Origin of the sequence: Phyllobacterium endophyticum (genome assembly GCF_003010935.1) — a bacterium.
Classification (GTDB): Bacteria; Pseudomonadota; Alphaproteobacteria; order Rhizobiales; family Rhizobiaceae; genus Phyllobacterium; species Phyllobacterium endophyticum.
Genome location: NZ_PGGN01000001.1, coordinates 1,019,182 through 1,036,408, shown reverse-complemented (window position 1 = coordinate 1,036,408; position 17,227 = coordinate 1,019,182). Strand labels below are relative to the sequence as shown.

The following is a 17,227-nucleotide window of genomic DNA, read 5'->3' as shown; positions in this document are numbered from 1 at the left end:
CACGTGCCCCCTTACTTGATGGCCTGAATGGCGTTCCAAACGACTTGCGGCGTTGCCGGCATCGAAAGCTCGTTGCTGCCAATAGCGTCGGTCAGTGCATTGATCACAGCTGGCGGCGAGCCGATTGCCCCTGCCTCGCCGCACCCCTTAATGCCGAGCGGATTGGATAGACAGGGCGTTTCGGTCGTCAAAATTCTGAACGACGGCAGATCAAATGCCCGCGGCATCGCATAGTCCATGTAGCTCGCCGTCAGCAGTTGGCCACTTGCATCGTAATGCGTGCCCTCAAGCAATGCTTGTCCAATACCCTGCGCCAGCCCCCCATGAACCTGCCCCTCGACAATCATCGGGTTGATTATCTTGCCGAAATCATCCGCGGCGACGAATTGCACTATCTCCGTCACCCCTGTCTCGGGATCGACTTCCACCTCGCAGATATGACAGCCGCCGGGGAAAGTAAAATTGGCGGGGTCGTAGAACGCGCCCTCCTTGAGCCCAGGCTCCATGCCCGAGGGCAGGTTGTGCGCGGTGTAGGCAGCCAGCGCCACCTGGAACCAAGGCAGAGACTTGTCGGTGCCTACCACCCTGACGTCGCCGTTGTTGATCTCGATGTCGGCTTCGTCCGCCTCGAGCAGGTGGGCTGCGATTTTCTTTGCCTTCGCCTCTACCTTATCCAGAGCCTTGACGACCGCCGACATGCCAACGGCACCTGAGCGCGAACCATAGGTTCCCATGCCCATCTGCACCTTGTCAGTGTCGCCATGCACGATCGAAACACTTTCAATCGGCACGCCGAAGCGTTCCGTTACTAATTGGGCGAAGGTGGTTTCATGCCCCTGCCCGTGTGAATGCGAGCCGGTAAGGATTTCGATTGTCCCCACCGCATTGACGCGAACTTCCGCGCTTTCCCACAGCCCGACACCTGCACCCAGGGAACCTACTGCCGCCGAAGGCGCGATACCGCATGCCTCGATGTAACAACTCATGCCGATACCGCGCAGCTTTCCACGTTTTGCTGCCTGTTGGCGGCGCTGCTCGAACCCGGCGTAATCCGCCGCTTGCATGGCAGCATCGAGCGTGGCGTCGAAGTCTCCAGTATCATAGTTCATGATCACGGGCGTCTGATGGGGAAATGTGCGAACGAAGTTCTTCCGACGAAGCTCGGCCGGCGATACATTCAGTTCCCGCGCCGCTGTTTCCATAATCCGTTCAAGCACAAAAGTGGCTTCGGGACGCCCTGCGCCACGATAGGCATCGACTGGCGCGGTGTTGGTATAAACCGCCTTTACGTTCGCATGAATGGCCGGAATATCATATTGGCCGGAGAGAAGCGTTGCATAGAGATAGGTCGGTACCGAACTTGAGAACAACGACATATAGGCGCCGAAATTGGCAATCGTCTGGACCTTCAATCCAAGGATCTTGTTGTTCTGATCGAAAGCAATCTCGGCATGGGTGACGTGATCTCGGCCGTGCGCATCGGCCAGGAAGCTTTCGGTGCGGTCGCCCACCCACTTGACGGGAACGCCCGTCTTCTTGGAAGCCCAGAGACAGACGACCTCTTCTGGATAGATGAATATCTTGGAACCGAACCCGCCGCCGACATCTGGCGCAATGACGCGCAGCTTATTTTCTGGTGCAACATTATAAAAAGCGCTCATCACGAGCCGAGCGACGTGCGGGTTTTGTGAAGTCGTCCAGCACGTATAATGATCTTCCGCAGCGTCGTACACACCAAGAGTAGCCCGCGGCTCGATAGCATTAGGTATGAGGCGATTGTTGACGATGTCGAGCTTCGTCACGTGCACAGCTTTGGCGAAGGCGTCGTTTGTCGCCATTTCATCGCCGAGATCCCAGTCGAAGATCATATTGTTCGACGCTTCCGGATGTATTTGCGGCGCACCATGCTTGAGCGCCTCGACTGCATTCACCACTACGGGCAGTTCATCATAGGATATGTCGACGGCCTCGGCAGCATCCCGCGCCTCGCCCTTGGTGTCAGCTATTACGAGCACGACCGCATCTCCGACATAGCGGACCGTGTCAGTCGCCAGCGGCGACCAAGCTCCCATATTCATGGGGCTGCCATCCTTGGAATGTATCATCCAACCGCAAATGAGATTGCCGATGCCGTCCGCTTTCAATTCACTACCGGTGAGGACGCCGATGACGCCAGGCATCTTTTTGGCTTCCTCGACGTTTATTCCGGCGATCCTTGCGTGGGCATGGGGACTGCGCACAAACACCGCATGCTTCATGCCGGGCACCACCATATCGTCGGTATAGCGGCCCTTGCCTGTCATAAATCTCTTGTCTTCCTTGCGAAGGACGCGAGCTCCAATACCTTCAACACCCATGGCTTATCTCTCCCTGCTGCAGGCGCTTCGCCGAAAACCTGAGGTGGGACTTCGGCAAACGGCTGCTAAACTGAATTCAGCTATTCAGGCTGCCTCGCTTGGCGCCTTGCGGAGTTTGTCCGATGCATCGAGCACGGCTTTGACGATGTTGTGATAACCAGTGCAGCGGCAAATATTGCCTTCAAGCTCAAGACGCACAGTCGCCTCATCAAGCCCCTCCGGATGGCGCCTGATCATGTCGGCAGAACTCATGATCATACCAGGTGTACAAAATCCACACTGAAGTGCATGGTTTTCGCGGAACGCAACCTGAAGCGGGTGCAATTCGCCATTTTGACTGAGACCTTCGATAGTGGTTACCGAGGAGCCAGAGGCCTGGGCCAAGAGCATTGTACAGGATTTGACCGCCCTGCCATCGACATGCACCACGCAGGCACCACATTGTGATGTGTCACAACCTACGTGGGTGCCAGTCAGGCCAAGATTTTCACGCAGGAAATGTACGAGCAGCGCGCGATCTTCGGCTTCGCCTTTGACAGCCCGGCCATTCACAAACAGTTCCACTTTAGCCATAGGTCCCTCCCAGAACATTGACCGACGTGCCTCTTCCGGGCCTCACAGGTCCTCGATCAAAGATTAACTGCTCCGGCGGACTTGTCTATCGGCAAAATAGAAAAATTCTAAATGAGCGTCTTCCCATAAAGCGGAAGGGGAATCTATGGCGCCATCAACATAACCTCTTGCCATCTCCGGGCTTGCAATCGTTGTCCAATGAAGGTATCAGGCGCGTCATCCGCCGGTACATCGTGATGGCCGATTTAAGGATCGGGAACATGTTCCCCGCCGCTTTAGCTCAGTTGGTAGAGCACATCATTCGTAATGATGGGGTCAGGTGTTCGAGTCACCTAAGCGGCACCATTTTCAGCTTTGCGACTGCATTGCTACCACTCATTACCGCGACCTACAAAAGCTCCAACCGATTTATAGCTGATATTTGCGTGACAGTTGGCTTCGCCTGTCAACTCAATTGCGCGAAACGGTTCTGAGGCGACTCCGAGCTTCTTACGCTTCAATTTGCGCCACGGTTTCTTGATTAGCGTCGGTAACCGGCTCCTAATGCAGCGCCGCGTCCAAACGTCGGATTTATGGGATCGCTGCAGTCTTTGTTGCCTGTCGCGTCGATGAACACGATTGATGTTCGTGGAGTGAGGGGCAGGATTTCGGCACCCTTTTGCCTCTAGTTCTAATACGAAGCTGTCTGTACCGCACCGGCGTAACGCACCACGCCCCGGGGAGGGCAAAGCTGGCCATGCTCCAATTGAAAGCCATAAATTTGTGCTGATCATGGTCGGACGCGCCGGGAAGAACAGATCGCCAAAAGCGTTCTACGACCCCTGACTGGAACTACTAGAAGATCCCGTCGCGTCCTAGGCCTGTTGAAAGAGCAAGACTGGGCGGTTACTGACGACACAAAAGGCACCTCACACACGACCTCCATCCGGCGCAGTCGCAAGCCTGATGCGGATGGGAATCGACTTGAATCCAGGAGTTCCGGAGCGACGGTCGTAGTGCGACAAGGCGATCAGGCCGTTCATCTCCGGGTAGTATCCGGCTGCGGAACCGCGCGGGATATTATACGCGATTGCAGTGAGCCGGCGGACCAGGCGTCGGCGGTCATCGATCTCAGCAGCGTTACGGGCTGCTTCAACGTCAAGTATATCTCCGTCAGCCAAACCCCTGCTGGCCAAATCGTCGCTATTGAGAAAGATGACATCTCGCCGCCCGAACACGCCCCTGTAGCGATCATCCATACCGTAAATGGTAGTGTTATACTGATCGTGGCTGCGAATGGTCGTCAAAGTAAGGAGGTCGGGATCCGACAGCTGAGGATCTTCATCAAGGCTTGCGGTGACCAGGAACTGGGCTTTCCTGGCTGGGGTTCGCCAATCGCGGTTGGAAGCTGGAATGCTCAGACGAAACCCGCCTGGTTGCCGTATCCTTGCGTTGAAATCATGGAAGTCCGGAAAAACGACCTCGATCTTGTCACGGATTCTGTCGTAGTTTTCGATCATTGCATCCCACGCAATGGCGTGCCGGCTTCCAAGGGTGGCTTTTGCGATACCGGCAATTACAGCCGGTTCAGAACGAACCTCTTCGCTGGGCGGTTTCAGAAAGCCTCGCGATGCATGGACCATCGACATTGAATCCTCGACGGTCACGGATTGTGGACCGGTCGCTTGAACATCCGAATCCGTACGGCCGAGTACAGGCAACAAGATCAACGTCTTCGCGGTTAGCAGATGTGAACGGTTGAGCTTGGTCGTTAGGTGAACCGCCAGATCAAGCTTGCGCATGCCGGCGAAAGTCGCCTCGGGGTCGGACATTGCCACAGCGAGGTTCCCACCGAGGCAGATGAGTGCTTTTGACCGGCCATCCTGGATAGCTTCAATCGCCTCAACAGCATTGTGCCCTTTTCCCGCAACCGGGCGAAAACCAAAGGCGCGTTCCATGCCATCAAGCAAGGCGGCGCTGGGCGCTTCGGTGATACCTACGGTGCGATCACCTTGAACATTCGAATGACCTCGCAACGGGCATATGCCGGCGCCCTGGCGACCGATATTTCCGCGCAACATCAGAAAATTGGCGATCTGCTGCACGTTGGAAGTACCGTTCCTGTGCTGCGTGATCCCCATGCCGTAGCAGAGAATGACATTGCTGGCCTTCAGGTAAACGTCGCCCGCGCTTTCGATGGCCTTCTGCGTGAGACCCGAGATCGCCTCGACATCCTCCCAGGCAGTCGCATCGATGTCGGCTTGCAAGGCATCGATGCCATCCGTGTGCTCGGCGATAAAACTGCGATCGAGCAGGCCGCTTCCGCCATTGTCAATGTCCTGTCTGTCGCGCTGGAAAATTCGCTTCATCATTCCCTTGAGAACTGCAACGTCGCCTCCTGGTCGCACCTGGTGATAGGCCGATGCGATCTCTGTCGATGACAAAGTTGCCATCTCGACGGCACTTTGAGGTGAAGCAAATCGCTCAAGTGCCCGCTCCTTGAGCGGATTGAATACGACTATCGGAACGCCGCGCTTTGCGGCTTCCCGCAACGTCGTCATCATGCGTGGATGATTAGTACCGGGATTGTGCCCAAAACTGAAGATCGCATCGGCATGATCAAAGTCTTCGAGCGTGACAGTGCCTTTGCCAACGCCGATCGACTGCGGCAGCCCGACGCTCGTCGCTTCGTGGCACATATTGGAACAGTCGGGAAAATTATTAGTCCCGTAAGCCCGCACGAAAAGTTGAAAGAGGAACGCGGCTTCATTCGAAGCCCTGCCAGAAGTATAGAATTCGGCCATGTCCGGTTCGGGAAGTTCATTGAGCGCCGCGGCGATGATCCGGAAGGCGGCGTCCCATTGAATTTCCACATAGGTGTCCAAAGACGAATCATAGATCAGCGGGTGAGTCAGCCGCCCCTGATTTTCGAGCTCATGATCATGCCAATCCCACAGTTCTGTGAGAGTGTGAGATGCAAAGAATGAAGGTGTCAGACGTTTGGCGGTCGATTCCCACGTTACAGCCTTGGCACCGTTTTCGCAGAACTCAAACGACGATGTATGCCGCGGATCAGGCCATGCGCAGCCCGGACAGTCAAATCCGTCGGGTTGATTGACCTTCAAGAGTGTCGCAGCGCCCTGCGCAACGATCTGCTGTCGTGAGAGGCTCTCCGCTACCGCCTTCAACGCTCCCCAACCTCCGGCAGGCGCATCATATCTTTCAATTCCGTCGGGTCGTTTGCTGGCCATGGTAAATTCGCTTTCGAACAGTGTTGATAGGGTGTGTTCAGCTATTCCTGCTGACCGGAGGAGTTGTCCGGCGCGCCGCGAGCGTTGAAGTGGCCTGTGCAGTGCCTGCGAATTGCACCCAGTATCCGCCGGCCACCATGATCCCGCCGCCAACAATGTTGCCCAAGGTGACAAATACCAGATTGTGCAACGCGCCGTATACACTGATGGTCGCAGGATGAGGGCCGAGGAGTGCCAGTGAAAAAGCGAACATGTTCGCCACGCAGTGTTCGAAACCAGCGGCTACGAAAATCATGATCGGCCAGAATATCAAGAAGACCTTTGCAGCATCGTTTTCAGTTCGATAAGCCATCCAGATTGCCAGGCAAACCAGCCAGTTGCATATGATGCCGCGTGCAAAAAGCTCATGGGCCGGGGCACTGATTTTTGCCGCAACCGCTGCAAAAAAAGCCGGACTGCCGTCGCCGAGAAGGACACCTCCCCCGCCAAGTTTAAAAAGCACGGCTAGCAAGAATGCTCCAGCGAAATTGCCCAGCCAGCACAGTATCCAAACACGCAGGAGGTCAATCAGACCAGTCTTGCCGCTCAGAAGGGCAAGCGGCATATACATGGCCATACCTGTGAAAAGTTCAGACCCGGCAAAGATGACGATCGTGAGTGCCGACGCGAAAACGGCACCCATCACGAGATGACTCCACGCAGGATCGGCATGAGCGCCGACGGTAAACATGATGATATCGCCGAAGCCGATATATGCACCCGCCATCGCCGAGCCGACGATGAATGAAATCGGGTTAGCCGTTAGTGCGCTGGACTTTGACCTGCCGGATTCGGAAAGTCTGGAAATTGCTTCTTCGTACATGGCAGTTTTCCTAGGGAGTAGTGTCATTGAGATGTTTTTTGGCTCCGCCAAGATTTGTGGCGTCGACCCTCGGCTAAGCGGAACCCACGACGGGCTGCTTGCCTGCTTTTAAAGCCTTCATAGTCGCAGCGTCGAAATTCAGATGCCCCGAGACGAGTTCTGGTGGCGTTAGCGCCAGCCACTGATTGAGGGACACATCCGCATAATGGTCACTTTTGAACATCTCGAGAAACACAAGCGGCTTGTCGCCAGTGTTTTCGACGTAATGACCCGTCGCGAATGGCACATAGCCTACGTCCCCGGCTGCGAAATCGAACGTGCGAGAGGCACCGTTGGCCGCAAACACACCCATTCGTCCGATGCCTTGAATATAGTATTGCCATTCATCGGTGTTCGGGTGCCAGTGCAACTCTCGCATGCCCCCGGGCTCGATTTCCACAAGCGCTGCGGCAATCGTTTTCGCCGCGGGAAAATTGCGCGAGTCTGTTATGCGCACAGTGCCTCCGGCGGATTTTATGGGAGTCTGTGAACTCATCCGATGTACGAACCCGTTTGGGACTGTTGTCGCGCCAGCAATCCTGTCGCTGTCAAGGCTCCCCGGAACGGGCAGATTGAAGATGTAGCGGTCACTGGGTGCCGGGAGATGATCGAAGCTAGCTGCAGGCACGCCGAAATTCTTGGCCAGAATGCTCTTGGGTATATGCCGGAACCAGTCGCTCAGCAGGAATGTGCTGTCTTCATCAAAACCGCCATCGTCGAAAACAAGCAGAAATTCGCAACCGTCGGGCCCAAGCCCCTGGATGGAGTGCGGCGTACCGGATGGAAAGTACCAGATATCACCAGGACCAAGATCGCCGACGAAATTTCTGCCATCGGGATCGACAGCTGTAACTCTGGCAGTTCCATAAAGTATGTAGGCCCATTCGCCTTCTTTGTGCCAGTGCAACTCTCGAACACCGCCGGCGTTCAGCCGCATATCAACACCGGCGATGCTCTTGGATATTCCAAGTTCCCGTTTCGTAACCTGGCGGGTCCAGCCCGCGGCGTATTGTTTTGTCGGCGCATCCGCGAAGGAGAAGCGCAGGTTGGGCAAGGTGCCGGCATCGGTAGCCGGTGGATTGAGAATGTCGGGATTTTGGACGTCCCGATCGGGATTTCGCGGCCCAGGGTCATCGCCGCCCACGTGGGAACCTTGCGGTTGGGGCAAGCCCGCGGCAAAACTCGCTGTCCCTGTGGCGGCAACAACGCCTCCTGCAGATAGTGCCAGGAGTGCCTCACGACGGTTGAAAGCGTTCATTTTGTCAGCCTTTCAGGTAGTGTCGTTGGCGCCTGCAGTGCCGCAGCCGTTGTGGGGATCGACCTGAGGTGCGCACGCCACGCTTCGACGAGAAACCAGGTTCGGCCATCGGCCTCGTCGATCCATGTCTCGAAATATTCTGCCGTCTGGAAATCCCAGTGCATGTCGCAGACATCGCGGGTGGTGCGCAGGAATGAAGAGAGCTGCCTGTTGTCGCTGGCAAGTTCGGTCAACATCTCTGCGGGCGTGAGATAGTCGGTGTCGTTATCGGCAAGTCTTTGAAGACGCCCGATATGACCAATCGAATGGAGAGTTGTGCCTCCGAGTTCGCGGATACGTTCGGCGATAATGTCTGTAATCGAAAGTATCTGTTCGGCTTGTTCGTCCAGCAGAGGCTGAAAGATACCAAAACCCGTCGGGGCCATGTGCCAATGAAAGCTTTTCGTCTTTAGGTATAAGGCGAACGTGTCCGCAAGCAGGGTCGTCAGGGCCGCCGAAACTTCGGCGGCAGCATCACTTGGGTAGGGTGACCTCACATGGTTATCTGTATGAATTGACAGGCTCATTCAACGGCCCTTTCCTGTTCTGCGTATGTTTGCTGTCTGTTGAATTGACCCTAGGACAAGCTTGCTCGCGCTGACAGTGGATACTCGTTTCGATTAAGTTATACTTGAGTATAGGACGGAGAATTTTACATCGGCTCGAGGTGTTGGCGTGCGCGAGGCGAACAGCAACACCGCTGGGAGCGCCTGAAATTTTCAGCGACTTCGCGCTACTTAAGATTGTGCAGCCATGCAACCAATCTGATATAGGCCGGTCGGAACGGCTATTTGGGGACTTTCGCATGGCGAGATTTGCACCGCTAGCTGCAGCTGTCATAGCTGTAGCGGTTTTCATTCTTGATACTCTGACGACGTTTGACATCGCCATCGCTGTTCTCTACGTCGTCGTCGTACTGCTCGCGCTCAATTTCGCCGGAAAGATCGAGCTTGTGGCGATTGGTGCCGGTTGTATGGGGCTGACGCTCCTTAGCTTCCTGCTGTCACATGGGCACCAACTCCCGGCTGACTCCATTGGACGATGCTTGGTCAGCCTCGCTGCTATCGGAATAACAACTTTTCTCGCTTTCAGGGTAAAGGCGGCGATTGGAATTTTGGCTGATAGCGAGCAGCGTTACCGGTCGATATTCTTGGCGACCGGTGTCGGTATCCTTCAGATGGACTTCACAGGGTTAAAAAACGCTTTTGACAGGTACAAGTCCAACAATGTGCAACGCATTGATGATATCGAGCGACGCGAGCCCGGCTTTGCCCGCAGTGCCTTGAAAATGTTCAAGCTGACCAATGCCAACAATACTGCCCTGAACATGTTCAACGCCCCAAATGTTGGCGCTCTTGAGCTGCTGCTGCCGTCACTTGTTAGTGAGGATATGGAGGGAAAAGTATGGAAGTTGCTGGCGTCCCTATGGGCCGGAAACCAGAGTTATGAAGCCGAAGCCGTTTTGAAGATGTCGGACGGTCGCCAACTGATTTTTCTCTACAATGTAGCGGTGCCCTTCGATCGGCCAGCTCTCGACATGGTCTTGATCAGCATCATGGATGTCACAGCAAGAAGAGAAGCTGAAAACGAACTCCATGCGGCGCGTAGTCAGTTGGCGCATGTCGCGCGCGTCGCTACCCTTGGAGAACTGACGGTATCCATTGCCCATGAGTTGAACCAGCCTTTGGCAGCTGTGGTCACAAACGGAGGAGCTGGCCTGCGTTGGCTCAAGCGAGAAGTGCCCGATCTGACGAAAGTACAATCGTCGATGGAATCCATGGTAGCCGATGCAACCCGCGCCAGCGATGTCATCAAGCATTTGCGCGGATTGTCGGTCAAGTCGCCCCCAGACCCCGACAATGTTGATTTGAATGAGGTCGCCGAGGAGACAATCACGCTGCTGCAACGCGAAATCGATATAAACCAGGTGAGTTTGAGAGTGGATCTTGCAGAAGATCTGCCAAAGGTCGTCGGTGATCGGGTGCAGCTGCAGCAGGTTGTTCTCAATCTGTTGTTGAACGCGATTCAAGCCATGGCGCATGTACCTGAGAGCCGGCGAGAGCTACTGGTGAGATCCTCGCGAGAGGAAAGCGCGGTCCTGTTCAGTGTGCATGACACCGGTCCGGGCATTCCTCCTGAGATCTCTAGTAACCTCTTCGATCCGTTTTATACAACGAAGCCGGACGGAATGGGCATGGGTCTGTCGATATGTCGGTCAATCTTGACCGTGCACGGCGGGGGCATAAGTGCAAGTTCGGAACCCGGAGCGGGAACCACATTCGAATTCACCATTCCATTCAACAGGGAGATCGGATGATGGCCGAACTCACAACGCCAATTGTCTTCGTCGTTGACGATGATCAGCATTTGCGAGAGGCCTTGGGCAACCTTTTCGCATCTGTGGGCATGCGCGTGGAACTGTTTGGCTCAACGGCGGAACTTCTCGCTCGCCCAGCCAAGATTTCTGCCGAGAGCTGCCTTGTTCTCGATATTCGGCTGCCAGGTGTCAGCGGCCTTGATTTTCAGAATCAATTGGCGAAACTGGGTAACAATATCCCCATCATCTTCATGACGGGGCATGGTGATGTTCCGATGTCAGTACGGGCCATGAAAGCAGGTGCTCTCGACTTTCTCACCAAACCGTTCCGGGATCAGGACATGCTTGATGCGGTTGCCAATGCACTGGCCCTCGATCGATCTCGCCGAGAAAGTGACGGCGCGCGCTCTGCACTGATGACGCGGTATGAAAGCCTGACGGCTCGTGAGCGTGAGGTGATCGCTCTGGTGACAAGCGGCTTGATGAACAAACAGATTGCAGGCAAGCTCGGTGTCAGCGAGATAACCGTTAAAATTCACCGTGGTCATCTTATGGAGAAAATGGGCGTTCGGACACTAGCGGAACTCGTCAAGGCCTACGAGGCGCTTCGGCCTGTGTTAGACAAGTCAGGCAAAACCTAAACATGAGTATGATATCTTCTTGTTCCCGGCTAGTGCATCTAATTCACCGATAGTCACAGGTTTTATTACTTGGAAGATTGCTGGTGCACCGTTCGAAATCCATAGCCGTCGTTGAAGACGACGCGTCGCTCCGCGCCGCCATGGAGAACCTGATAAGCTCACATGGGCTTAACGTTTATACATTTGTTTCCGCAGAAGCGTTCCTCGCGCAAAGGGCTCACATCGAAATCGACTGCCTGATAACCGACGTGCAAATGGACGGAATGGGCGGGGTAGAGTTATTCCATATCCTGCTCAAGATTGGCGTCCCAACTCCGGTGATCTTCATTACGGCGTTCGAAGATGAACGAATCCACAAGAAGGTGATGGCGGCTGGGGCAAAGGGTTTCTTTCGAAAACCATTTGAAAGCCAAGCCATCATCGATTGCATCGATCATGCACTAACCAGGTAGCATCCGGTTCATCAGTTGCGGCTGTCTCATGGTCCAAAGCGCCATACCGGCGACGCGGCCATTGTACCTTGACTCAAAAAAACGCCCTCCAAATTTGAAGGGCGTTTCGATGCTCATTATCGTGGATGACCGTATCTTTCGGTCAGCCTCGATACCTTAGCGCAACGGATCCGTCGAATCTCGTGCGGCCATGGGCTTTTCCGAAGGTTGCTTCTCCATGCGGCTTTTGAAGAGATAATCGGGATTGGGTGTTCCCTCGTATGACTCGTGTTCCGAGTCCAACCGATCCAAACGGGCGCTGGTGGCTGATCGGCTCTCGTGGGAAGCGCGAGCCCCCCCCGATTCGTGGGAACCGTGTGAACCGCCTGAAGCGGCAAAAGCGGCAGCGAATGGAGTTGAGATGAAAACGGCAGCGATTGCCGTCCGAATGATTAGCGAGCGCATTTTGGCGCCTCCACAAGTAACAAGGGCAATAGCGTCACCCTTCTTCCTAAGATCGTCCAGTTCCGTCCTGTCACATTGTATTACTCAATGCCGGCGGTTCCCGACCTACAAGTAAATATTATAATATCCCGCCGTATTGTGCAAATTAATTAAAGTTAATATTTAGTTATACATAATTTCTACGTCAGTTCTATATCGATTTTACGTGAATATACTAGCTCAATCGTCACACGGGCGGCGTTTCCTCAGGCTCGACTTGTACAGGGCTACCTTCCACCAGTTGCACTGGAGGATTGCGTATCACCAGATCACCCTGTTTCACGCCGTTGGAGACTTCGACTGAGGTTCCCAGATCTCTCGCTACAATCAACTTGCGAATGTGCGCTACACCATTCTCAACGACCGCGGCCTGCAATCCCTCAGCATTGAAAATGAGGGCATCGGAGGGTATCGAAACGCTGGGCGTCTTGCGCGGAACCTGGAGCTGGACCGTGCAATAGGTGCCTGGAGTGAGAAGGCCGTCAGGATTGGGCAAGTCGATTTCTGTCAGCAAGGTTCGGGTGCCAGGCTGCAAGGAATCGGCGATCCGTGTGACTGTTCCGCTAAAAGTACGGCCAGGAATTTCGGGAACCTCTACCACCGCCTTGTCACCGGGGCGAACACCGAAGGCTTCGTCCTGGGGCACGAACACTTGCGTGCGTATGACGTCTCCCTGCATGATGGCAAACAGGAAAGTGCTGGTGGTCGTGTCAGCCTGTACAAGGCTGCCCTTGTCAATGTTGCGCTGGGTAATGACACCATCGAACGGCGCGATGACCTGCTGGTATAGCCTTTGCTGATTGAGCACCTCCAGTTGGTCTTGCTGCGCCTTCACATTGGCTTGCGCGACGCCCACCGTTGCCTGTTGGGCTTTAAGGGTCTGCACGTCGATGGTACCCTGTTGTTGCGTTATCCAGCCCTTGGCGACCAGTGGTTTGTCCCGGTCCCATGTGACCTGTGCGAGGTCTGAATTCGCCTGTGCCTGTTTCAAAGCAGCCTGGAGCTGACCCAAGGTAGCCTGCCCTCCGAGGATTTGGTCGTCGAGTTCCGGTACGGCGATTTTGGCGAGGAGCTGCCCTTTCTTAACGTGATCTCCGATATCCACTTCCCGCTCTTCGATGTACCCGCTTGCCCGAGCGAATATTTGAACTTCTTCGAAGGCCGACGTGGTTGCGGGAAGGCTGATGTCCAGGGTTTCAGAGCTCGGCTTTATCGCGACGACGTGCACCGATGGCACGAAATCGCGCAGTTGGTTGGCCGTGGCAACAGCCTCCTCGGCCCGCGAGTGATGACCCCACGCGCCAAAAGCAAGCATCGCAACAAGCCCGGATAGAGTACCAAGCCCCACAAGCCACGCTGCCCGTCCGGGCGACTTCTGGAGTTGCGGCTTATAGGTCTGGTCAATCCGTTTATCCGACGGTTCTAAGGGTTTCATGCTGGTTCCTCGTTGAATACGCCGTGAGCTGCCTTGCCGTCCTGTCCGCTGCGCAGCATGGCAAACAGGTAGGGTACGAAGAGAAGTGTCGTTGGAGTTGCGAAAAGGAGACCGCCAATCACTGCGCGGGCCAGGGCGGCATTCTGCTCCTCCCCAGCTCCACCTATGGCCATCGGAATCATGCCGACGATCATGGCCGTCGCGGTCATCAGGACGGGCCTGATGCGGGTATGCCCCGCGTCAATGGCCGACTGAAACGCCGATTTACCGGCCAGCTGCTGCTCTCTGGCGAATGTAACCAGCAAGATCGAATTGGCTGACGCGACACCGACTGCCATGATCGCCCCCATGAGCGAGGGCACGTTCAGAGTCGTGCCGGTTACGAAGAGCATCGTCAGAATGCCGCAAAGCGTCGCCGGCAAGGCCAGGATGACCACGAACGGATCTCCGAAATTTTGATAATTGACGACCATCAACATGTAAACGAACACGGCGGCAAACAGCAGGCCGATCCCAAGATCAAGGAACGCATCGTTCATGCTCTGAACCTGGCCGGCGACCTGAATGTAGTTGCCAGGAGATAACTGCTTTTGCATATCCGTGACGATCGCGTTGATCTCGTTGGAAACACTCCCGAGATCACGACCCTGGACACTTGCGAAGACTTCGTAGAGAGGCTGAACGTTTGCCTGGTTGCTATTGGTGGGTAGAGCGCTTCGCTTGAATGTCGCGACGTTGCCCAAGAGACCTGGCACCTGCGCTCCGGCCGTGGATATGGTTGACGACACAGGCGTGTTGCCGAGGTCATTTATAGAGCTGATCTTCGATTCGGGCGTTTGGACAGCAAGGTAATAGGGAATGCCCGTGGCCGGATCGGTCCAGAAATTAGGTGATACCTGCTCGGAAGAACTCAGGCTGACATTGATGTTCGTAGCGATGGTGTTCGCATTCAACCCAAGTTGCGCTGCACGCGTTCGATCGATGATCGTATCGAATGCAGGCGCATCAACTTCCTGTTGGAGGTGAGCATCCGCAATGCCAGGTATGGCGGCAATGCGCCGCTGAAGCTCGGTTGCCACGCGCAAATTCGTGGCCCGATCGTAGCCCACCGTGCGGACATCGATTTGAGCCGGGAGGCCGAAATTGAGGATCTGCGTGACGATGTCCGCCGACTGGAAGTAGAACAGGACGTCTGGAAAGGCTTGCGGTAATGCTGCGCGCAATTTCCGCACATAATCGGCAGTAGGCGCGTGACCTTGTTTCAAGGCGACAAGAATCACGCCGTCGTTCACACCGATAGTCGAGCCGTCGGTGAATGCAAGGTTGTATGAACGCGCGGGCAAGCCGATATTGTCAACAACGAGCTGGCGGTCGCTGTCAGGTATGATCTGACGGATTTTGTCCTCGACTTGCTGGAAGATGCGTTCTGTCGTTTCGATCCGAGTTCCGGCCGGTGCCCGGACATGAAGTTGGATTTGCCCGCCATCGATGACAGGGTAAAAATCGCGACCCACGAAAAGCAGCAATATCGCTCCGAGGGCCAAGACCGATACAGCCACCACAGGCATGATCAGGCGCCGCGTAAGCAGCAATCTCAACAAGCCGACATAGCCAACGCGCATAGCCTCAAACCCATGCTCAAATCGTGCGTGAAGTCGGGCGAACCGGCCTGTCGACTGGTGACGCTGCTCGCTTTTGAGAAGCAACCCGATCGAGATCGGTGTGAGCGTTCTGGAAAGGCCGTAGGACGCCAGCATTGCAAACACGACGGCGAGACCTAGGGGGGTGAAGAGATACTTGGCAGGCCCCTCGAGAAAGACGACCGACGTGAACACGCAGCTGATGGCCAAGGTCGATACCAACGTCGGTATCGCAATTCCGGCGGCTCCGTGGAGCGTTGCCTGGGCCAGAGAGTTCCCTTCTTCCGTCAGCAGGCGATGGGTGTTTTCGATCGTTACAGTAGAATCGTCCACGAGTATTCCGACTGCCAGCGCGAGCCCTCCCAGAGTCATTGTGTTTAGCGTCTCGCCGCAGAAATACAGCGCTATGACCGACGTCAGGATTGCGAGAGGTATCGTGATCATGACCACCAATGTGGATCGCCACGACCCCAGAAACAGCAGGATCATCAAGGCAGTCAGAGCAGCCGCGATTGCGCCTTCGCGAAGCACAGCTGCAATGGACTGCTTGACGAATACCGACTGATCGAAGATCTCCTTGATCTGCATGCCCGCTGGCGCGGACGCGCGCGCTGTGATCAAAGCACGACGCACCGCATTGACCACTTCCAACGTCGATGCATTGCCGTTTTTGATAACACTCAGAAGGACCGAGCGGCGGCCGTCCTGGCGAACGATGTTTTGCTGAACCAGCCAACCATCATGAACCTGACCAACATCCTTTACGAAAACCGTCGCTCCATTGACGACTTTCACCGGGATGTCGTTGAGCTCGTCGATGGTTGCCGGCGTGGCGTTGGTGCGTACCACATATTGAGTGTCGCCGATCTTGGCCGTTCCGGACGGCAGCGTCAGGTTTTGCGTGTTGACTGCATTGACGACATCAAGTGGCGTAAGGCCCTTGGCGAGGAGCTTCGAGGGATCCAGGTCAACCATGATCTGTCGATACTTGCCGCCAGCGGGTGTTGGAAGCGTGATCCCGGGAATCGGCGCCAATTGCTGGCGAATCCGGTAGATGCCATAGTCATAGAGCTGCTGCTCGTTGAGCGTGTCGGAACTCAAGCTGATCTGCAGGACCGGTACGCTGGAAGCGTTAAACTGCACCACAAGCGGCGCCTGAATTCCGGCCGGCAAGAGCGCGCGGATCGCGTTTGTCGCGGAAACGATCTGCGCGATTGCCAAATCCAGATTGACGTCCTGCTGAAAGTAAATCTTCTGGATGGAAAGGCCGCCCAGCGTCTGCGCTTCGATATTCTTGATGCCGTTGACATTGGAGCTGATCGCATACTGGCTGTAAGTGGTAACGCGCTGCTCCATTTCCGGGGTGCTGAGACCGCCATAGCTCCAGATCACCGATACAACGGGAATGTTGATTTCCGGAAAGATGTCCGTTCGCATCTCGTAACTTGCGACCCCGCCAAGAAAGATTATCAAGGCGGCCAACACGTAGAACGTGTGCCGGGAACCGCAGCGCGAATCTGACAATACCCATTGGTGCAGAGTCCTGTTGTGCTTGAAGGCTCAGGGGGAGAAGCTCGACACCTTGTTGTCCCGAACTCCTGCCACAGGAGGGTGGCTATGTCAGACTACCGAGGCGGCCTCGCTGGCTCCATCATACACACGTGGCAGGTTATTATTCGCTTGTCTTATCGGTTCATACTTTGGTTTCGGGTCGCGCAGGCGGGTCGAACTCGAAGATCTCGCGCAATCTCGATGAATCCTCAGGATTGGCGGGCTTTTTGGCTTTCCGGTGCCATGGCGGCGTGACATTTGCAAAATTTCGTCACGTGGCGATCACGACAAACTGAATTGCGACCGCTCCCCGTGAGGCCATCTAAGCTTAGCACGTGATCGTGCTTCTA

At 55.4% G+C, this 17,227-nt stretch carries 10 protein-coding genes, 1 tRNA gene and 1 pseudogene; 4 read left to right on the top strand and 8 right to left on the bottom strand.

Annotation, left to right across the window (positions count from 1 at the left end; all coding sequences use genetic code 11):
- Window positions 1-11 precede the first annotated feature (11 nt).
- Window positions 12-2,357, bottom strand: coding sequence for a xanthine dehydrogenase family protein molybdopterin-binding subunit (locus tag CU100_RS04825; protein ID WP_106715359.1), 2,346 nt, complete (start codon window positions 2,355-2,357; stop codon window positions 12-14).
- A gap of 84 nt (window positions 2,358-2,441) precedes the next feature.
- Entirely contained in the window at window positions 2,442-2,930 is a 489-nt protein-coding gene (locus tag CU100_RS04820) for a (2Fe-2S)-binding protein (RefSeq protein ID WP_106715358.1), read from the bottom strand.
- Window positions 2,931-3,199: 269 nt separating this feature from the next.
- Between CU100_RS04820 and CU100_RS04815 the strand changes: the two genes are divergently transcribed.
- A tRNA-Thr gene (locus tag CU100_RS04815) sits at window positions 3,200-3,275 on the top strand.
- A 563-nt stretch (window positions 3,276-3,838) separates the two neighbouring features.
- Here CU100_RS04815 and CU100_RS04810 read toward each other — a convergent pair.
- The 4 genes from CU100_RS04810 to CU100_RS04795 form a co-directional block, all read right to left on the bottom strand.
- Complete coding sequence (locus tag CU100_RS04810; protein ID WP_106715357.1) at window positions 3,839-6,160, bottom strand: FdhF/YdeP family oxidoreductase; 2,322 nt, start codon at window positions 6,158-6,160, stop codon at window positions 3,839-3,841.
- 37 nt (window positions 6,161-6,197) lie between these two features.
- Window positions 6,198-7,022 carry a formate/nitrite transporter family protein gene (locus CU100_RS04805; protein WP_106715356.1) on the bottom strand — a complete coding sequence of 275 codons (825 nt, stop codon included), beginning with the start codon at window positions 7,020-7,022 and terminating at the stop codon, window positions 6,198-6,200.
- Window positions 7,023-7,095: 73 nt separating this feature from the next.
- Window positions 7,096-8,319 (bottom strand): oxalate decarboxylase family bicupin, encoded by a 1,224-nt coding sequence (locus CU100_RS04800; RefSeq protein WP_106715355.1) that lies wholly within the window; start codon window positions 8,317-8,319, stop codon window positions 7,096-7,098.
- The gene (locus CU100_RS04795; RefSeq protein WP_106715354.1) at window positions 8,316-8,885 is read right to left on the bottom strand and encodes a Dps family protein; all 570 of its coding nucleotides are present in this window, start codon (window positions 8,883-8,885) and stop codon (window positions 8,316-8,318) included. The genes CU100_RS04800 and CU100_RS04795 overlap by 4 nt, the downstream gene beginning before the upstream one ends.
- 278 nt (window positions 8,886-9,163) lie before the next feature.
- Between CU100_RS04795 and CU100_RS04790 the strand changes: the two genes are divergently transcribed.
- The 3 genes from CU100_RS04790 to CU100_RS04780 all read left to right on the top strand — a co-directional run bounded on the left by CU100_RS04790 (window position 9,164) and on the right by CU100_RS04780 (window position 11,768).
- Complete coding sequence (locus CU100_RS04790; RefSeq protein ID WP_106715353.1) at window positions 9,164-10,675, top strand: sensor histidine kinase; 1,512 nt, start codon at window positions 9,164-9,166, stop codon at window positions 10,673-10,675.
- Window positions 10,672-11,316 (top strand): response regulator transcription factor, encoded by a 645-nt coding sequence (locus CU100_RS04785; RefSeq protein ID WP_210204074.1) that lies wholly within the window; start codon window positions 10,672-10,674, stop codon window positions 11,314-11,316. The genes CU100_RS04790 and CU100_RS04785 overlap by 4 nt, the downstream gene beginning before the upstream one ends.
- 83 nt (window positions 11,317-11,399) lie before the next feature.
- Window positions 11,400-11,768 (top strand): response regulator transcription factor, encoded by a 369-nt coding sequence (locus tag CU100_RS04780; protein WP_106715351.1) that lies wholly within the window; start codon window positions 11,400-11,402, stop codon window positions 11,766-11,768.
- A 670-nt stretch (window positions 11,769-12,438) separates the two neighbouring features.
- Here the strand turns inward: CU100_RS04780 and CU100_RS04770 are convergent.
- Window positions 12,439-13,686, bottom strand: a complete 1,248-nt coding sequence (locus tag CU100_RS04770) for an efflux RND transporter periplasmic adaptor subunit (protein WP_106715349.1) — start codon at window positions 13,684-13,686, stop codon at window positions 12,439-12,441.
- Window positions 13,683-16,857: pseudogene (locus CU100_RS04765) on the bottom strand (efflux RND transporter permease subunit). Before CU100_RS04765 ends, CU100_RS04770 begins: the two are co-directional and overlap by 4 nt.
- Window positions 16,858-17,227 lie beyond the last annotated feature (370 nt).